The organism is Staphylococcus sp. FSL W8-1207 (assembly GCF_038003745.1).
Lineage (GTDB): Bacteria > Bacillota > Bacilli > Staphylococcales > Staphylococcaceae > Staphylococcus > Staphylococcus equorum.
Genome location: NZ_JBBOPU010000001.1, coordinates 1,597,940 through 1,617,741, shown reverse-complemented (window position 1 = coordinate 1,617,741; position 19,802 = coordinate 1,597,940). Strand labels below are relative to the sequence as shown.

Genomic DNA, 19,802 nt, shown 5'->3' with positions numbered 1-19,802 from the left:
GTTAAAAAATATAAGTTTTGAAAACTCTTTAAAAAGCGAAATGTTATGTTACAATTATCATGAAAGCGAAATCATTAGTTACGAAAAAGAGGCGAAATGAATCATGACTGAGAATAATAATTTAGTTACTTCTACGCAACAAATTATTAAAGAAGCATTGCATAAACTGGGATTTGACGATGGTATGTATGATTTAGTAAAGGAACCTTTAAGATTCCTTGAAGTTCGAATTCCTGTCCGTATGGATGATGGTACTGTTAAAACATTTACTGGTTATCGTGCACAGCATAATGATGCTGTTGGACCAACAAAAGGTGGAGTTCGTTTCCATCCAGATGTTGATGAAGAAGAAGTTAAGGCCCTATCAATGTGGATGACATTGAAATGTGGCATAGTGGATTTACCGTACGGCGGAGGTAAAGGTGGAATCATTTGTGATCCAAGACAAATGAGCATTCATGAAGTAGAACGTCTATCTCGTGGGTATGTGCGCTCAATTTCTCAATTCGTTGGACCAACTAAAGATATTCCAGCACCAGACGTATTTACAAACTCTCAAATTATGGCGTGGATGATGGATGAATATAGTTCATTAGACAAATTCAATTCACCAGGTTTCATTACTGGTAAACCAATTGTTTTAGGCGGTTCACAAGGCCGTGATCGTTCAACAGCTTTAGGTGTAGTAATTGCCATTGAGCAAGCTGCAAAAAGAAGAGGGCTAGACTTAAAAGGTGCACGTATGGTAATTCAAGGTTTCGGTAACGCAGGTAGTTTCTTAGCGAAATTCTTGTACGACATGGGTGCAAAAATTGTTGGTATCTCAGACGCTTATGGTGCATTACATGACCCAGAAGGTTTAGATATTGACTATCTGTTAGACAGAAGAGATAGTTTCGGAACAGTAACAAATTTATTTGAAGAAACAATTTCAAATAAAGAATTGTTCGAACTTGATTGTGATGTGCTGATTCCGGCAGCAATTACAAATCAAATTACTGAAGATAATGCAGCAGATATTAAAGCTGATATCGTGGTTGAGGCTGCTAATGGCCCAACTACACCAGCAGCAACACGTATCTTAACTGAACGTGGCATTCTACTTGTTCCTGATGTATTAGCAAGTGCTGGTGGCGTAACTGTTTCATACTTCGAATGGGTACAAAATAATCAAGGTTATTATTGGACAGAAGAAGAAGTAAACACTAAATTACGTGAAAAACTTATAACTGCTTTTGATACAATTTATGAATTATCACAAAATAGAAAAATTGATATGCGCTTAGCTGCGTTTATCGTTGGTATTAAACGTACTGCAGAGGCAGCTCGTTATCGTGGTTGGGCATAAAACGTAAAATAGAGTATAAATGGTTTAAATAGTTATTGATTTAGAAAAATAGAAAGTACCCACTATTAATTTTTAATAGTGGGTACTTTCTATTTATTACGAGTTCATTTTTTAGGAGAAACTCCCTTTCAAAATGTCGATTGAGTCTTATAACTTTATCGATATTTTTTTGTTAGTATATTACATTTAATTATCCATTTTTCTAAGGCTATGAGTACTGGTAGAAACTTTAATCATATTTCAGTTAATGAATAAACATTTATTGTATTTTATATGCTCTCTTCAAAGTGGAAGTTTAAAAAGTGAAAAACTTTATTTTTTTTATGCTACACAAAAATCTATACTAAACTTATAATTGTTATTAACATTGATTTAATTTAAAATGCTATGTTATTTATTTTCCGAATTATCAGACTTGTCGTACTTTTTTAGTTATGCTATTGTAAAAAAGAATATTAATAGCTAAATAATTAACTCCACCTGATAAACTATATAAAGAAAAGGATGACGACCCGATGTAAGATCATATTTAATTTAAAATAAAAATTAAATAATAAATTAATTCAAGGAGTAATTTCTGATGAATAAATCATCGTTTCGTTTTTTATGGATTGGTCAATCTCTCGCAAATAGCGGAGATGTTTTTTATATGGTGGGTTTAATAGCGATAATATACGAATTAACAGGTTCTGTAACTTATATGGCTTTTGTACCTTTTTTTATAACAACATCAAGGTTTGTAAGTGGCATCATCGCTCCTTTAATTATTGAACGAGTTAGCCTAAAGGCACTTTTAGCTTATTCCCAATTAGGTAAAACAATAGCTATAATTATACTTATAGGTTATATAGATGTTTTTTCTTCTATTAATACATCTGTTTTAATTTTTTTCTTTGTAATTGCCATCTCCTTTTTAGACGGATGGGCAAATCCAGCGAGAAATGCATTTATTCCAATATTAGTCGAACAAAATGCTCTGGTGAAAGCTAATAGTTTACTTGCTATTCTTGATCAAACAATTCGTTTAGGCGGATGGGCAGTTGGAGGAATGCTTGTTGCTATTATAGGGGGAGTAAACGTTCTTTGGTTTACATTTTTCTTGTTTGTAACATCAACTTTTATGATGTTTTTAATTCATAGTATTGATAGAAATATAGTGAGCGATGAACAGTCAATAAAACTATCAAATTGGGAAGTGTTAAAAAAAGGATGGGTAACTATTTGGCAAACACCCACCTTACGTACTATTAGTATCGTAGAATTTTTTGAATCGATTGCAAATGTGGTGTGGGTAGCTGCAATTATGTACGTGTATGTAGACCAAGTTTTGCAAACTGGAGAACAATGGTGGGGGTATATAAACGCGACTTTCTTCTCTGGATTAATGATAGGTGGGTTTTTAAGTTTAAAATGGTCACATTTAGTAGATAGACTTTCCAGTAAAGTTATTTTAGTTGGAGCTCTCTTAGCTAGTTTAACAACTCTAATGTTTGGTTTAACGTCGACTCCGTGGATGGCATTAGTATTATCCTTATTATTTGGTTTGGTAAATCAGATGAAGGATGTTGCTCAAGAGACATTAGTACAGAAGAGTGTGGTTCATAGACTTTTACCTAATATTTACTCAGCAAAAGACGCTTTAATAACGGCAATTTTCGGGGCTTCCTCGCTAATTTTAGGTAATTTGACCGACTTATTTGGTGTGAGATTCATATTTATGTTAGCTGCAACACTGCTTTTTATATCTTCGATTATTGTGATTATAAATAGAAAGGATATTTGAGTAATCTATATTAAATGAAAAGGAAAATACATTTATTATTCGTTTTACACCTAAATAAAATATCAAAATATAAACACACTTATAAGATTTTAAAAGGAAGAGTACTATGTTTAAAACAAAGATTAATGACAATTTAAGCCTTAAAATTTTAGAAGAAAGAGATACTCAAGCACTTTTTAATATAGTTGATAATTCAAGAGACTATCTAAATGAATGGCTTCCCTTTGTAAAATTCACGAAAACAAGTGAAGATACTAAGCAATTTATAAAATCTGCGCTAAATCAATTTATAGAAAATGATGGGTTTCACTGTGATATTTGGTACAACGAACAATTGATTGGTGTCATCGGATTACATTACATTACATAAATTGGTTGAATGAAAAAACATCTATAGGCTATTATATTGATCAAAATTACGAATAATGACAAAATGCACAAAATTTTTAATAGATTACTGTTTCAATGAAATAAATTTGAACAGAATTGAAATACAAACAGCGACTAAAAATATTAAAAGTCAAAAAATCCCCCGCAAATTAGGATTTAAACAAGAAGGCATTTTAAGAGAAGATGAAAAATTGAATGGAAAATTCGTTGATAGTTACGTGTTTAGCTTGCTTAAATCTGAATATAATAATTAAAAACTAAATTTTTCAGAAGATTATAGTTACCGAAGTTTACAAATAAAAACTTACATTTCAAACTCACGTTTTAAAACAAAGACAAATCAATTGTGATGTGAACCCCAAAAGTTGGACTTAAAAATCTAATTTTTAGGGGTATTTTTTATAGATATTATATCTTTGAAACACTCTATTTCCATGAAACTTATCATTTAATTCTTTTTGAAATTTAGGGTATCTCTATTTGTTGACACAGTAAATATATTAATTTCATTTTCTTTTGAAAAGGGCGATTTATTGTGCGATTTCTTACTCGGTAAAAAAGCACTAGACAAAAAATACAGGAAGAGGCTGTGTCCGTGGAAAGTGAGCATAAAAAAATGTCAACAAAGTCACAGAATTTGTTGACACTCTTAAAAGTTAGTTTGAAAACTAACTTTTTAAGTAAATGCGTTTAATAAATTTAATAGTTAATCCATATATATCCAGTAATGGGATGATTATTAAAAAAATAATACTTTCCTCAACACTATTATTTTTACCAGCAAACTATTTTTTATCATAAAAATTTGCTGGTAATGTTTTTACAAAAGTAAATAAAACTATCGTCTGCAACGTTACCATGATTAATAAACCCAATCTTATATAAGGATGATCTATCATGAAAATTGAAAAGCCGATAACTATATAAAGACTTAACAAAAGTTTGAACTTATCCTTCAATGTATAGCCTTTGTTTTCTTTAAAGCTCTCAACATAATTAACATAAACCTTTGTTTGTACTAACCATTTTTCAAATTTATCAGAGCTTTTAGAAAAACAAAGTACTGCAACTAATAAAAATGGCGTAGTTGGTAACAAAGGTAATAAAACGCCAGCAAAACCAATGACTGTAAATAACACACCAATAATAATTAAAAAATATTTCAAAAAAACACTCCTATTGATAGCTATTATCAATAATAAACTAATTCATCACTATAGTAAATAACATAACATTTTACAGGATAGTTTTTATTTTGGTTGTTAATTTAGACATTTGTTGTAGGTAATGGAAATTCTTATTTTGCTTGTGTTTCATTTTCATTAATTACTTGTTTGTATAAATCTGGATAATTCGTAAAGACGCCATTTACGCCATATTCATTGAGTCGTTGCATGTCTGCTTTTTCATTAACAGTAAACGGATGAACTAAGAGACCTGCTTTTTTGAGATTATGCACATTTTGTTTTGTTAAATCTGTATGTTCAGGTCCTACGCCGACTGCATATTGTTTGATCGCATTAAAGTCTTGTTGTGTCATACTAGTTAATTCACCCTTATCTAATAAGCGTACAAGCGGTATATTAGGGTTAAGGTTTTGTAGCTTTAATAAACTTTCTTGTGAAAAGGATTGAAGCATAACATGTCCATTTTCAAGCGAATCACTATTTAATAAATTGTGTTTATTTAATGTATCTAGAAGTTTTTCTTCCATGCCAGGATAAACATCAGGCGATTTTGTTTCAATATAATAATTGGCACCTGAACCATAGCGTTGGAAAATTTCATCTAATGTCGGTACTTGGACACCTTCATAGTTTGAATTTGCATATTGAGGATTTTCCGCATTAAATTTACTTCCTGCATCTAATTGTTTCAGTTCTTCAAGTGTATATTGATCGACTCTACCTGTACCATTCGTTGTTCTATCAACAGTTTCATCGTGCATTGCGACGAGGTGACCATCTTTAGTCATTTGTAAATCAATTTCTATATATGATGCGCCTATGGCATTGTGACTCTTATCGTAAGCCGCTAGGGTATGCTCTGGTGCATAGCCACTTGCGCCTCTGTGAGCGATTGTTGTGAATTTTTCACCTGTTAAATTATGTAATTCGTTCTGCTTATTATTTATACCGTTTGAATGAGCGCTTTGTTGTGAGTGAGAAGCGTTCTGATTTTCCATCTGACTGCCTTTACCACTTGCGTGAATCTCTGGAGATGCACCGAGACTCAATAATGATGTTACTGCAATACTTGAAATGATAAATTTACTGACGTGTTTCATAATGTTGTCACTCCTTAATCTGAACTGTAATTTCATAGTACAAAATAAAATCAGAAATAAGAATAGGATTTACAACATATTTATTCAAACTAAATAATGTTAAACATATAATTACAATTTATATCAAAAAATTACAAATAAAAGAACGACACTATACCTTGAATGGCTAATACAAGCTGTTTTCTCAAGAGTTGTGGCTATTTGAAGATATATTAACTAGCAATACTGTCATTGCGTCACAGAGTGCTATATATGTCTTTATAATTTAGGATGATTTATTAAGGCGTTATGATTATATATGTAACAAAAAGAACTGGAAGACCGCTTTTTTAAGCACGTTTTCCAGTTCTTTTTGCTAAAGTTGTTGCTTTATTATATTGATTTGTTGTTTTACTGCTTCTTGTCCCGTTGAACCATAACTGATTCTACGACTTACACAGTTTTCAGGTTTTAAGTAATCATAAATGTCCGCTTCGATACTAGCATGCGCGTTTTGATATTCTTCTAACGGAACGTCTAGTAAATAAACGTTATGTTGTATAGACCAAAGCACAATTTTACCAACGATCTCATGTGCACTTCTAAATGGCACACCTTTGTTGACTAAGTAATCTGCAAGTTCTGTTGCATTTGAAAAATCATTGTAGACTGCTTCTTGTAAGTGATTCACATTCACAGTCATTGTATCGACCATGCCTTCGAAGATACGTAGAGAACCTTTAAGTGTATGCACAGCATCAAAGAGTCCTTCTTTATCTTCTTGCATATCTTTATTGTATGCTAAAGGCAAACCTTTAAGTGTCATAAGCATACTCATAAGATTACCTGTCGTACGTCCAACTTTACCTCTAATTAATTCTGCCATATCAGGATTTTTCTTCTGTGGCATGATAGAAGAACCAGTTGAAAATGCGTCGGATAAAGTTATGAAATTTGCTTCTGCTGATGACCAAAAAATAATTTCTTCAGCAAAACGAGAAAGGTGAACCATAGTTAATGAAATGTTGTGTAACGTTTCAACAATATAATCTCTATCACTTACAGCATCCATACTATTTTCATAAAGTGCGCTAAAGTTTAATAAAGATTGTGTTTCATGACGATCAATTGGATAAGTAGTACCACTTAATGCAGCTGCACCAAGAGGGGAGATGTCAATACGCTTTAAGCTATCTTGGAAACGTGATTTATCTCTTTCTAACATCCAATAATACGTCAATATATGATGTGCAAACGATATTGGTTGTGCTCTTTGTAAATGCGTATAACCAGGCATAATTGTATCAACATGTGCTTCAGCAACTTTTACAATAGTTTGTTGGAAAGCAGTGATAGATTCAATTAAGTAGTTAACTTCTTCTTTTGTATATAAATGCATATCAGTAGCGACTTGATCATTTCTACTACGGCCAGTGTGTAATCTGCCACCAGCATCACCGATACGTTTAATTAATTCATGTTCAATATTTAAGTGAATATCTTCTAAAGAAACGTCTAAGTTTAAATTACCTTGTTTATAATCAGCTAAAATAGCATTTAAGCCATCTATAATTTGTTCACAGTCTGAATCAGAAATAATACCTTGTTTGGCTAACATCGTTGCGTGAGCAATACTACCTTGGACATCGTATTCGATTAATGCTTTGTCAAAGTGGATAGAAGCATTGAATTCATCGACCCATGCTTCTGGTTGTTCACTAAATCTACCACCCCAAGCTTTACTGCTCATCGTTATATCCGCCATGTAACATAGAATTCACTTTAGTAGGTAGGCCAAAGATATCGATGAAACCAACTGCTGATTCTTGATTAAACGCGTCTTCTTTTGTATAAGTAGCTAATTTTTCATTATATAGTGTATGTGGCGATTTTCTGCCATTAACGATTGCATTACCTTTGTATAATTTAATACGTACATCACCTGTAACATATTGTTGCGTACTATCGACGAATACTTTTAAGCTATCTGTTAATGGAGAGAACCATAAGCCATTATAAATTTGTTCTGAGAATTGTTTTTCGATTACTGGTTTGAAATGTGCTACATCTTTTGTAAGGGTAATTGTTTCAAGTGCTTTGTGCGCTTTTACAATTACTTCAGCTGCAGGTGTTTCATAGACTTCTCTTGATTTAATACCTACAAGTCTATTTTCTACATGGTCAATTCTACCAATACCATGTTTACCAGCTAATTTATTTAAATATAAAATGAGTTCACTTAATTTATATGATTGACCGTCTAAAGCAGTAGGGATACCTTGCTCAAATGAAAGTACAATTTCATCTGATTCGTCAGGTGTATTTTCTATTGGATTAGTTAAGTCATATGCATCTTCTGGTGGTGTGGCATATGGATCTTCGAGAATACCACATTCGTTACTTCTACCCCATAAGTTTTGGTCTATTGAATAAGGTGAATCGTGTTGAATCGGTACTGGGATATTATGTTTAATTGCATAATCTATTTCTTCTTCACGGCTCCAAGCCCATTCTCTAACTGGAGCAAATACTTTTAGTTCTGGATCCAAAGCTTTAATTGCTACTTCAAAACGAACTTGGTCATTACCTTTACCAGTACAACCGTGTGCAATACCAACTGAATTTGTTTTGCTAGCAATTTCAACTAATTTTTTTGAAATTAAAGGTCTTGATAATGCAGATACTAATGGATAAGTACCTTCATACATTAAATTACCTTTAATTGCATATGATACGAAATCTTGACTGAATTCTTCAGTAGCATCAATAATGTGACATTCACTTGCCCCCATATCTAATGCTTTTTGATGAACGATGTCTAAATCCTTACCTTCACCTACGTCTAAACAACAAGCTACAACGTCGTAACCTTTATCTAATAACCATTTTACTGCAACACTTGTGTCTAAACCGCCTGAATATGCTAATACTATTTTCTCTTTCATAATTTCCACCTCTAATTGATATTTTAAAATTTGTTTTTTTATTTGATATTGAATAGTATAGCAGATGTTTATTGAAAATAAAACCACTTTTATACATAAATATGCAAAAATATTTGGATGGGCTTATTCATTAAAGGAAGTATTTATGTTACGAATATTGGAATAGTGTTGATTAAAGGATTATATCTATATGTATATAATAATGAATAAAAAAAGTGATACGCTAAAAATAATTAGCAAAATTGTCATAATTTATGACTGATTATAGGCTAGTTGTTTGAATAGTCAAAATAAACTTAGTAATATTATACTGAAACTAAAAACACTGGAGGCAATATCAAATGACTCATATTCAATTAGATTATGGTAAAACTTTAGAATTTTTTGGAGAACACGAACTACAACAACAAAAAGATATCGTTAAATCAATTCATAAAACAATTCATGAAGGAACAGGCGCTGGTAGTGATTTCTTAGGTTGGATAGACCTTCCTGTTGATTATGATAAAGAAGAGTTTTCACGTATTTTAGAAGCTTCTAAACGTGTTAAAGAAAATACAGATGTATTTGTAGTAATTGGTATCGGCGGTTCATATTTAGGTGCACGTGCAGCTATTGAAATGTTAACTTCTTCATTTAGAAATAGTGATGAATATCCAGAAATCGTATTTGTAGGTAATCATTTATCTTCAACATATACACAAGAGCTAATTGATTATTTAGATGGAAAAGATTTCTCAGTCAATGTAATTTCAAAATCTGGTACAACAACTGAACCAGCAGTCGCATTCAGATTGTTTAAACAATTACTTGAAAATAAATATGGCAAAGATGAAGCGAAAAAACGTATTTTTGCAACTACAGATAAAGAAAAAGGTGCATTAAAAGAATTAGCTACAAATGAAGGCTATGAAACATTTGTTGTACCTGACGATATTGGTGGTCGTTATTCAGTATTAACTGCAGTGGGCTTATTACCAATTGCAGTTGCTGGAATTGATATTAAAGCAATGATGGAAGGTGCAGCTAAAGCACGTGAAGAATTGTCATCAGAAAACATAGAAGACAATATTGCTTATCAATATGCAACTATCCGTAACGTTTTATATGCAAAAGGTTATGACACTGAAATGTTAATCAACTACGATCCTTCAATGCAATATTTCAATGAATGGTGGAAACAATTATTTGGCGAATCTGAAGGTAAAGACTTCAAAGGTATTTATCCTTCAAGTGCAAACTATACAACAGATTTACATTCTCTTGGCCAATATGTTCAAGAAGGACGTCGTTTCTTATTTGAAACAGTAGTAAAAGTAAATAATCCAAAACATAACATTACTATAGAAGAAGATAATGATAATTTAGATGGATTAAATTACTTAGCAGGTAAAACAATAGACGAAGTTAATACAAAAGCTTTTGAAGGTACACTATTAGCGCATACAGATGGTGGCGTTCCAAACATTGTTGTTGATATTCCTCGTTTAGATGAAGAAACATTTGGTTATATCGTTTACTTCTTCGAATTGGCTTGTACAATGAGTGGTTACCAATTAGGTGTGAATCCATTCAACCAACCAGGTGTTGAAGCATACAAACAAAATATGTTTGCTTTATTAGGTAAACCTGGATTTGAAGATAAAAAAGCAGAATTAGAAAAACGTTTATAATATAGAAACACTTGTTTCATTAAAATAGTGATTTAAGAAAAGACTCATTCCAAAGATAAATTTGGAATGAGTCTTTTCTGTATTGATAACGCTAAAGTGAATAATAATTAGCTATATTTTTTCAAGCACATTACGATTACTAATACTATAAGTCTCTGACATGATGCTTTCTTCATTCTCGAGACTGATTTATATTAAATCTAGTACTTTATAGTTTTAAAAACATGATATTACACTTATAATTATAATCAATAGAAATGATGGAGATGGGTTAGATGACAGAAGAACAAGTACAATATTGGTTTGATTTATTCGGAAACCTAGGATATATTGTAGGTTTTTTATTGCCATTTATTGAAGCTTTTATTCCTATTTTGCCAATCATTGTATTTGTCATTGTTAACGTTAATGCATATGGTTTTATAATCGGAACTTTATTGGCTTGGATGGGTACAGTGGCTGGTAGTTATATCGTGTTCCTATTTTTTAGAAGGCTTACGCATACACGTTATATGAAGAAAATACAACAACGTACCTCTGTTCAGAGATTGATACATTTCATTGATAGAAAAGGCGTTCTTCCAATTTTTATTTTAATGTGTTTTCCATTTACACCAAGTGCGCTAGTCAATATTGTCGCAAGTTTATCGCATATTAAAGCACATGTCTATTTGACCGTTCTTATAGCTTCAAAATTTGTAATGGTTGGGCTTGTAGGTTGGTTGGGGAATGATATTACAACTTTATTCACAAGCCCTACAAGATTGATAACTATCATCATCGTCATTTTAATAGTATGGTTTGTAGGACGAAAAATCGAGAAACATTTTATGCATTCTTCAGAGGAGTGACAACGTGCGATTCATATTAAAACATTTGATTTCCATAATATTTGCGATTATTATTGTACTATTGATACAAGCGTTTGTAATTACAGGCGCCGTCATTAAAAATGATTGGATGGCTCCGAACCTTAAACAAGATGATCGAATTATTGTAAATAAGATTAAAACTACATTTAACATATTAGATAATAATGATATTATAATGTATCGTAAAGGCGATGAAATTCAATTCAGTAGAATTATTGGTAAACCTGGTCAATCTATTGCATATAAGAACGGGACGTTATACAGAGATGACAGGGCAGTGGATGAGCCTTATGCGAGTAATAGTATAAATGGTTTATCACTTAGAAATATTCAGCAATCTGAAGGAGATATCATTCCACCGAATGCTTATTTTGTACTCAATGATAATCGTGAAAATAAACAAGATTCTAGAACGACTGGATTTATACAAAAAGAAGACATTATTGGAAATGTGAGTTTGAGGTATTTCCCATTTGAAAAATTCACAGTGAACTTTAATTAAATAGACGAGGTGTAAAAATTGAAAAAAGAGATATTGGAATGGATTGTGTCGATTATCGTTGCAGTGGCATTGGTATTACTAATTGTAAATTTTGTGGCAAAACCATATACAGTTAAAGGTGACTCCATGGATCCTACGCTAAAAGACGGCGAACGTGTCATGGTCAATTTATTTGGTTATAAATTTGGCGATATAAAAAACGGTAATGTCATTGTCTTTCATGCAAATAAAGAAAGCGACTATGTTAAACGTGTTATCGGAACTGCTGGCGATAATGTTGAATACAAAAAAGACAAATTGTTTGTTAATGGTAAAGAAGTAGAAGAACCATATTTAGATTCAAACAAAAAAAATAAACAATATGAATATATTACAGGCAGCTTTGAAACAAAAGATTTAAACCAAGTAGATGGGAAAAATAAAATTCCTGAAGACAAGCTACTTGTGCTCGGTGATAATCGTGAAGTAAGTAAAGATAGCCGCTCATTTGGTTTAATAGACGAAGATCAAGTGGTTGGTAAAGTAGCATTTAGTTTCTGGCCACTTAATGAAATGAAATTTGGATTTGATCCTGATACAGATCAAGATAAATAATAACTGAATTTAAGATATAGTTACCTAATATTATAAGAGAAGTGTTAATCTGTTAATTTAATGGATTAGCACTTTTTCTATACAAAAATCTATGAAATTAAATAATTTTCATTAATCAGCGTAGAGGTAATTTAAATCAGAGATCGTTACGGAATTTAAAAAAACATATGAAGGGGTATTTTTTATAAAGAACTGATTCAAATACTTAAAATAGTTGAATCAGTCAGATGAAAGATTCGTAAAGAAGAACCTTTTCTATGTTAAAATGTGAGTCAAAGGAGTGGAAGTTTTCCATGGAATTAAATGCTTATATTGGAAGAGCAGGAACAGGGAAGTCACATGAAATCATTGAAGAAATTAAAAGTAAAATGAAACAAGATCCACTAGGCGATCCCATTGTATTAATTGCTCCTACGCAAAATACTTTTCAACTCGAACAAGCATTTGTAAACGATCCTGAACTAAGTGGTAGTCTTAGAACAGAAGTGCTACACTTTGAACGTTTGAGTTACCGTGTGTTTCAAGAAGTCGGTGGCTTGATGGAACAACAGTTATCAAAAGCAGGTACAGAGATGATGATTTATGATATCATCCAACAACATCAAACAGAGTTGAAGCTCTATCGCTCTCAAGTTAAATACTATGGTTTTAGTGAAAAACTTTATGAACAAATACAAGATTTTAAAAAATATGCAGTTTCTCCAGAACAATTAGAGGAATATATAGCTGCAAATCACTTACAAACACGCACGAAACATAAATTGCAAGACATCGCGCTTATTTATAAGCATTTAGAAGATAGAATAAATGGTGAATATGTATCAACTGAGGATTCGCTTCAACGTTTTATAACGATGATGGATCAATCTGAATGGTTAAAGCGAGCCGAAATATATATCGATGGTTTTCATAACTTTTCGACGTTAGAATATCAAATTATTCGTAGCTTAGTAAGTTATGCGAAAAAGGTTACCGTAGTATTAACTACAGACGGGGACAAAGATACGTTTAGTTTATTTAGAAAACCATCTGAATCTTTAACGCATATTGAAGACATCGCGAATGATTTGAATATTAAGGTCAACACTAAACGTTTTAATGAAACAAATCGGTTTAATAATAGTGATTTAAAACATTTAGAGCATAACTTTAACGCATTACAATTTGAGCCAATCTCGGCACAAGGCAATATTGAAATTTTAGAGGCATCTGTAATGCGTGAAGAAATTAATGAAGTAGCTCGTCGTATTTTGAGAGAAAATCGCGAACAAGAAAGACGTTTTCAAGATATCGCAATTTTGTATAGAGATGAATCTTATGCATATTTGATGGAATCGATATTACCGCAATACGATATTCCATACAATATAGATATTAAAGAATCTATGACGCATCACCCAGTAATGGAAATGATGCGCTCACTTATTGAAGTCATACAAACAAATTGGAATTTTGATCCACTTATGCGTCTGTTTAAGACAAATATACTTTCTAAAAAGTTTAAAGATAGTCATTATCTTATTGATATTTTAGAAAACTTTGTACTGGAACGTGGAATTTATGGCAAACGCTGGATTGATGAAAAATATTTCCATGTTGAACAATTTAGAAAAATGGGATTAAAGCGCCAGCCATTAACTGATGAAGAACGTGAAACGTTTGAACGTGTAATTCAAATGAAAGCAGATGTGATTGATAAAGTGATGATGTTTGAATCGAAAATGAATAATGCTACAACTGCAATTGAATTTGCGACAGCCTTTTATGAAGCTATAGAAACATTCGATTTACCTAGTCAATTGATGACAGACCGAGACACATTAGATGTTGAGGGCGAACATAAAAAAGCAGAAGAAATTGACCAGATATGGAATGGTTTTATTCAAACATTGGATGATTTAGTTACTGTTTTTGGCGAACAGACTATGACTCAAACACGTTTTTTAGAATTGTTTGATATTGGCTTAGAGCAATTAGAATTTGTGATGATACCGCAAACGATTGATCAAGTGAGTATAGGGACGATGGATTTAGCTAAAGTTGATAACAAAGCACATGTATACCTTGTCGGTGTAAATGATGGGGTCATGCCACAAACCGTTGCATCATCGAGTTTGATTACAGACGACGAAAAGAAATACTTCCAAGAACAGTCAACGATAGAATTGAGCCCTACAGCAGATATATTACAAATGGATGAAGCGTTTGTGTGCTACATTGCTATGACAAGAAGCCGTATAGCTGTTACATTTTCTTATTCTTTGATGGGAACAAGCGGAGATGAAAAAGAACCGAGCCCATTTTTAAATCAAATTCAACAGTTATATACAAATCTAGATATTCAAAATATTCATCATCAACATCAAGCTAATCCATTATCACTAATGGAACATCCACATCAAACTAAAATTGCATTATTTGAATCGTTAAAAGCATGGTTAGATGATGAGATTGTGGCTGATACATGGTTAGACACATATCAAGTGATGAGAGACGATGACAATTTAAATGATGGTTTGAGTTACTTATTATCGGCATTAACGTATGATAATGAAACGGTCCAATTAAGTGAATCATTGTCTTCAGATTTATATGGAAAGACGATTAATGCAAGTGTATCCAGATTTGAAGGATATCAAGCTTGTCCATTTAAACATTTTGCCTCACATGGTTTACGACTTAACGAACGTACAAAATACAAACTTGAAAATTTTGATTTAGGTGATATTTTTCACCAAGTGTTGAAATTCATTTCAGAAAAAGTGAATGGTGACTTTAAAAACTTAAATACGAAACAAATTCATAAATTAACATTAGAAGCTTTATCTGAAATATTACCTGAAGTTCAATTTAACTTGTTGAATTCAACGGCTTACTATCGTTATTTATCACAACGAATCGGCGCTATTGTTGAGACCACTTTGACTGCGCTCAAATATCAAGGTAGTCACACAAAATTCACGCCACAACGTTTCGAAGCAGGATTTAGAAGAAAACCGCGTGATAATAGTGAATTGTTAGCTGAGCCATTGAAGACAACACAAGGCGTTCCAATCAATATTCGTGGACAAATTGATCGTATAGATACATATCAGCAAGGTGATCAAAGTTTTGTGAACATTATTGATTATAAGTCTTCAAAATATAGTGGGACACTAGATTTGACTAAAGTCTATTATGGTATGCAAATGCAAATGATGACGTATATGGATATTGTGTTACAAAATAAATCACGTCTTGGTTTAACAGAGATGACTAAACCAGGAGGACTTTTATATTTTCATGTTCATGAACCGCGTATTAAATTAGCGTGGAACCAATTAAATGAAGATAAAAGAGATACGGAGTTTATTAATTCGTTTAAATTAAGTGGGTTATTAAATAGTGATGAATCAGTATTAGATGCTTTTGATACAAGATTAGAGCCAAGTTATAATTCTGATATTGTACCACTTGGATTGAAAAAAGATGGCGGAATTAAAAGTAACAGTAAAGTTGCAGATGAAGAAACAATTTATAAATTAATAAAGCATAATAAAAAGAATTTTATTGAAACTGCCTCCAGTATTATGGATGGTCATACAGAAGTTGCACCAATGAAATATAATCAAACATTACCTTGTGAATTTTGTAATTATAAATCTGTATGTCATGTAGATGGTGCTATTGATAGCAAACGTTATCGTACTGTAGACGAGTCGATTAATCCGTTAGAAGCAGTGCAAAATGTGGAGTTAGAAAGTGAGGAAGATGAATTATGAGTCAAATTCCAGCAAAGCCAGCTGATACAAGATGGACTGATAACCAATGGAAAAGTATTTATGCCAAAGGACAAGATGTACTTGTAGCTGCGGCTGCAGGATCAGGCAAAACAGCTGTTTTAGTTGAGCGCATTATTCAGCGGATTATCAAAGATGAAATAGATGTTGACCGCTTACTTGTAGTGACTTTTACAAACGCAAGTGCACGTGAAATGAAACATCGTGTAGATCAACGTATTCAAGAAGCATCTATGGCATCACCTGATAATGCACATTTGAAAAATCAGCGGATCAAAATTCACCAAGCACAAATTTCTACACTCCATAGTTTTTGTTTGAAATTAATACAACACCATTACGATGTTTTAGATATTGATCCAAACTTTAGAACAAGTAGTGAAGCGGAAAATATTTTATTGCTTGAACAAACGATTGATGAAGTATTGGAAAGTCATTATGATGTGTTAGACCCAAGTTTCGTAGATTTGACTGAACAATTATCGTCTGATCGAAATGATGATCAATTACGGAATACGATTAAACAAATGTTTTATTTTAGTGTGGCGAATCCCAATCCTTTAACTTGGCTGCAAAATTTAGCAGACCCTTATTACAATGGTGAGCAACAAGATGATTTACTACAATTATTGAATGAAGTAGCAATGATTTTTATGAATTCAGCATTAGAAGCGTTGAATAAAAGTTATGACTTATTCATGATGCTAGAAGAAGTAGATAAACAAGTAGCTGTATTAGATAAGGAACGACACTTTTTAAATCAAGCGATGGAAGGCGGTCAATTGAATACGCAAGTCATTGCTGAACACCAATTTGAAGCGCGTTTCCCAGCTAAAAATAAGAAGATTAAAGAAGCGAATGAGATGATGCTTGATGCGTATGATGATGGTAAAAAACACTATGATCAATATAAAGCATTGGTCTCAAAAGTTCAGGAAGATTATTTTTCACGTGAAGCAGAAGAATTGAAGCTTGATATGCAGCGCTTAGCACCGAGAGTATCATATCTAACGCAAGTGACAGCAGATGTAATAAAGCAATTTAATTCGAAAAAAAGAAGTAGAAATCTCTTGGATTTTTCTGATTATGAACATTTTGCGTTACGCGTATTAATGAATGATGACGGTACGCCTTCAGAAATTGCGGACATGTACCGTCAACAATTTGAAGAAATTCTTGTTGATGAATATCAAGATACGAATAGAGTTCAAGAGAAAATATTATCATGTATTAAACGAGGTAACGAGTCAGACGGCAACTTATTCATGGTAGGTGACGTGAAACAGTCTATCTATAAATTTAGACAGGCAGATCCAAGTTTATTTATAGGAAAATATAATCGTTTTTCATTAGATGGCTTAGAAAATGGTATGAGAATTGATTTGTCACAAAACTTTCGTTCAAGAGAAGAAGTACTAACAACAACGAATTATTTATTCAAACATATGATGGATGAAGCAGTAGGAGAAATTGTATATGACGATGCTGCACAATTGTATTATGGTGCTCCTTATGATGATAAGCCTCATGATGTTCAGATGAATATGTTGATAGAAGATGCTGAGTCAGATTTAAAAGGCGCAGAGCAAGAAGCTGAATATATCGTACAACAAGTTGAAGAAATAATGGATAAACATGAAATATATGATATGAAATTAGATGAATATCGTAAACCAAGCTATAAAGATATTGTCATACTTGAACGTTCATATGGTCAAGCACGTAAGATTCAACAGGCGTTTAAAGATCACAATATACCGTTCCATGTGAATAGTAAAGAAGGGTATTTTGAACAAGTAGAAATACGATTGATATTATCCTTTTTAAGAACAGTTGATAATCCGTTACAAGATATCTATTTAGTAGGGTTAATGCGTTCTGTGATTTATCAATTTACTGAAGATGAATTATCTAATATTCGCGTATTTAGTCCTAACGATGATTATTTTTATCAATCAATTAAAAATTATATGCTGAATGATGTTGCAAATAAAAAATTAGTGAAAAAATTAGATGCATTTCTAAAAGATATAGAGGTGTATCAACATTATAGCCAAAGCCATCCGGTTTATCAGCTAATAGATAAGTTTTATAATGAGCATTATGTGATTCAATATTTCAGTGGTATTGTTGGAGGCAAAGGGCGTCGCGCCAATTTATATGGATTATTTAATAAAGCAGTAGAATTTGAGAATTCTAGTTTCCGTGGTTTATATCAATTTATCCGCTTTATAGATGAATTAATAGAACGTGGCAAAGATTTTGGAGAAGAAAACGTTATCGGTCCAAATGATGATGTGGTTAGAATGATGACGATTCATAGTAGTAAAGGGTTAGAATTTCCTTTTGTAATATATTCGGGGTTATCTCGTAAATTCAGAAGAGATGATTTACATAAACCAGTGATCTTAAATCAAACTTATGGTTTAGGAATGACTTATTACGATGTGGAAAGTAACTTATCGTATCCTTCGCTATCTTCCGTTACGTATAAAGCCATTGCAGAAAAAGAAATGGTCTCTGAAGAGATGAGACTCATATACGTTGCGCTCACACGTGCAAAAGAACAATTATTTTTAATAGGACGTGTTAAAGATGAGAAGGAATTAGCTCAGTTTGAACAAGTTTCTGTGTCGGATACTCATTTGCCTGTAAGTTATCGACTAACTGCGAAAAGACCGATTGATATGATTTATCCAATATTGTCTAAATATCAGTCATCTGCTTTACCGAATGAATTGCGTTTTGAACGCTCGATTGGTGACATCGATGCAACGATGAAACCCTATGTTCAATTAAATATAGATTTTTATCAAGATATTGCATCAGAAGCGGTAGTTGAAGAAAGTGAACGACGCACGATAGAAGATATTGAGACGCTGAATACGAATGATGAAGCAATTAAATCACAAATTCATCAACAGCTGAGCTATACGTATCCTTATCAAGACGTTGTCGATAAACCTTCAAAGCAGTCTGTATCTGAATTAAAACGTCAACTAGACACGGAACAAGCAGATACAAATTATGATAGAGTAAGACAATATCGTATAGGAACATCGTCTTATGAAAGACCTGGCTTTTTAAGTCATAGCTCTAAAAGGAAAGCAAATGAAGTTGGTACATTGATGCATACAGTGATGCAACACCTACCATTTAAACGCGATGGTCTATCACAACGTGAATTACATGCACATATTGATCAAATGATTGAAAAACACATCATACCGGAAGATGCGAAAGACGATATTCGCTATGAGGATATCTACACATTTATTAGTAGTGAACTATACACAACCATCGCCTCTAGTGATGCAATATATCGTGAATTACCATTCGTTGTGAATCAATCCAATGTGGATCATTTAAAAACCGATGACGAAGATGCTTCAATCATTCAAGGTATGATTGATCTTATATTTTTAAAAGATGACCAATATTATTTTGTAGATTATAAGACAGACGCATTTAATAGACGCCGGAACATGTCAGATGAAGAAATTGGTGCTCAATTGAGAGCGCGTTATAAGATACAGATGGAATATTACCGCACCACATTAGAAACAATATTAAAAACCGAAGTTAAAGGATATTTATATTTCTTTAAATTTGGACAACTTTCAATTGATACTTAAATTTCCAAAAAGAGG

Annotated in this window: 12 protein-coding genes and 1 pseudogene; 9 read left to right on the top strand and 4 right to left on the bottom strand. The window is 32.4% G+C overall.

Features of this window, described 5'->3' with window-relative positions; translation table 11 throughout:
• Positions 1 to 103 precede the first annotated feature (103 nt).
• From NSR03_RS08005 to NSR03_RS07995, 3 genes and pseudogenes are all read left to right on the top strand, one after another.
• Entirely contained in the window at positions 104 to 1,348 is a 1,245-nt protein-coding gene (locus NSR03_RS08005; protein WP_002508134.1) for a Glu/Leu/Phe/Val family dehydrogenase, read from the top strand.
• Positions 1,349 to 1,928: 580 nt separating this feature from the next.
• A complete protein-coding gene (locus NSR03_RS08000) occupies positions 1,929 to 3,131 on the top strand; it encodes an MFS transporter (protein ID WP_069821005.1) in 1,203 nt (400 codons plus the stop codon).
• A 106-nt stretch (positions 3,132 to 3,237) separates the two neighbouring features.
• Positions 3,238 to 3,775: pseudogene (locus tag NSR03_RS07995) on the top strand (GNAT family N-acetyltransferase).
• 531 nt (positions 3,776 to 4,306) lie between these two features.
• On the opposite strand, the gene NSR03_RS07990 reads toward NSR03_RS07995, so the two are convergent.
• The 4 genes from NSR03_RS07990 to NSR03_RS07975 all read right to left on the bottom strand — a co-directional run bounded on the left by NSR03_RS07990 (position 4,307) and on the right by NSR03_RS07975 (position 8,732).
• Positions 4,307 to 4,687: a YbaN family protein gene (locus NSR03_RS07990; RefSeq protein WP_021339469.1), complete on the bottom strand. Its 381-nt coding sequence runs from the start codon at positions 4,685 to 4,687 to the stop codon at positions 4,307 to 4,309.
• A gap of 131 nt (positions 4,688 to 4,818) precedes the next feature.
• A complete protein-coding gene (locus tag NSR03_RS07985; RefSeq protein ID WP_069802029.1) occupies positions 4,819 to 5,808 on the bottom strand; it encodes a glycerophosphodiester phosphodiesterase in 990 nt (329 codons plus the stop codon).
• A gap of 355 nt (positions 5,809 to 6,163) precedes the next feature.
• Positions 6,164 to 7,537 carry an argininosuccinate lyase gene (gene argH, locus NSR03_RS07980; RefSeq protein ID WP_069821006.1) on the bottom strand — a complete coding sequence of 458 codons (1,374 nt, stop codon included), beginning with the start codon at positions 7,535 to 7,537 and terminating at the stop codon, positions 6,164 to 6,166.
• Positions 7,527 to 8,732, bottom strand: a complete 1,206-nt coding sequence (locus NSR03_RS07975) for an argininosuccinate synthase (RefSeq protein ID WP_021339472.1) — start codon at positions 8,730 to 8,732, stop codon at positions 7,527 to 7,529. The genes argH and NSR03_RS07975 overlap by 11 nt, the downstream gene beginning before the upstream one ends.
• 341 nt (positions 8,733 to 9,073) lie before the next feature.
• Between NSR03_RS07975 and NSR03_RS07970 the strand changes: the two genes are divergently transcribed.
• From NSR03_RS07970 to addA, 6 genes are all read left to right on the top strand, one after another.
• On the top strand, positions 9,074 to 10,405 hold the full coding sequence (locus NSR03_RS07970) for a glucose-6-phosphate isomerase (RefSeq protein WP_002508127.1): 1,332 nt from the start codon (positions 9,074 to 9,076) through the stop codon (positions 10,403 to 10,405).
• A gap of 275 nt (positions 10,406 to 10,680) precedes the next feature.
• On the top strand, positions 10,681 to 11,256 hold the full coding sequence (locus tag NSR03_RS07965) for a TVP38/TMEM64 family protein (RefSeq protein ID WP_069802033.1): 576 nt from the start codon (positions 10,681 to 10,683) through the stop codon (positions 11,254 to 11,256).
• A gap of 4 nt (positions 11,257 to 11,260) precedes the next feature.
• Positions 11,261 to 11,779 (top strand): signal peptidase I, encoded by a 519-nt coding sequence (gene lepB / locus NSR03_RS07960; RefSeq protein WP_069821007.1) that lies wholly within the window; start codon positions 11,261 to 11,263, stop codon positions 11,777 to 11,779.
• 18 nt (positions 11,780 to 11,797) lie between these two features.
• A complete protein-coding gene (gene lepB / locus NSR03_RS07955; RefSeq protein WP_065367372.1) occupies positions 11,798 to 12,373 on the top strand; it encodes a signal peptidase I in 576 nt (191 codons plus the stop codon).
• Between the two features lie 293 nt (positions 12,374 to 12,666).
• The gene (gene addB / locus NSR03_RS07950; protein WP_065367373.1) at positions 12,667 to 16,134 is read left to right on the top strand and encodes a helicase-exonuclease AddAB subunit AddB; all 3,468 of its coding nucleotides are present in this window, start codon (positions 12,667 to 12,669) and stop codon (positions 16,132 to 16,134) included.
• Positions 16,128 to 19,787, top strand: coding sequence for a helicase-exonuclease AddAB subunit AddA (gene addA, locus NSR03_RS07945; protein WP_176721776.1), 3,660 nt, complete (start codon positions 16,128 to 16,130; stop codon positions 19,785 to 19,787). The genes addB and addA overlap by 7 nt, the downstream gene beginning before the upstream one ends.
• The last annotated feature ends 15 nt before the right edge of the window (positions 19,788 to 19,802 follow it).

Coding starts and splice junctions, on each gene's coding strand:
- NSR03_RS08005 (WP_002508134.1), top strand. CDS start 104: ATGACTGAGAATAATAATTTAGTTACTTCTACGCAACAAATTATTAAA.
- NSR03_RS08000 (WP_069821005.1), top strand. CDS start 1,929: ATGAATAAATCATCGTTTCGTTTTTTATGGATTGGTCAATCTCTCGCA.
- NSR03_RS07985 (WP_069802029.1), bottom strand. CDS start 5,808: ATGAAACACGTCAGTAAATTTATCATTTCAAGTATTGCAGTAACATCA.
- argH (WP_069821006.1), bottom strand. CDS start 7,537: ATGAGCAGTAAAGCTTGGGGTGGTAGATTTAGTGAACAACCAGAAGCA.
- NSR03_RS07975 (WP_021339472.1), bottom strand. CDS start 8,732: ATGAAAGAGAAAATAGTATTAGCATATTCAGGCGGTTTAGACACAAGT.
- NSR03_RS07970 (WP_002508127.1), top strand. CDS start 9,074: ATGACTCATATTCAATTAGATTATGGTAAAACTTTAGAATTTTTTGGA.
- NSR03_RS07965 (WP_069802033.1), top strand. CDS start 10,681: ATGACAGAAGAACAAGTACAATATTGGTTTGATTTATTCGGAAACCTA.
- addB (WP_065367373.1), top strand. CDS start 12,667: ATGGAATTAAATGCTTATATTGGAAGAGCAGGAACAGGGAAGTCACAT.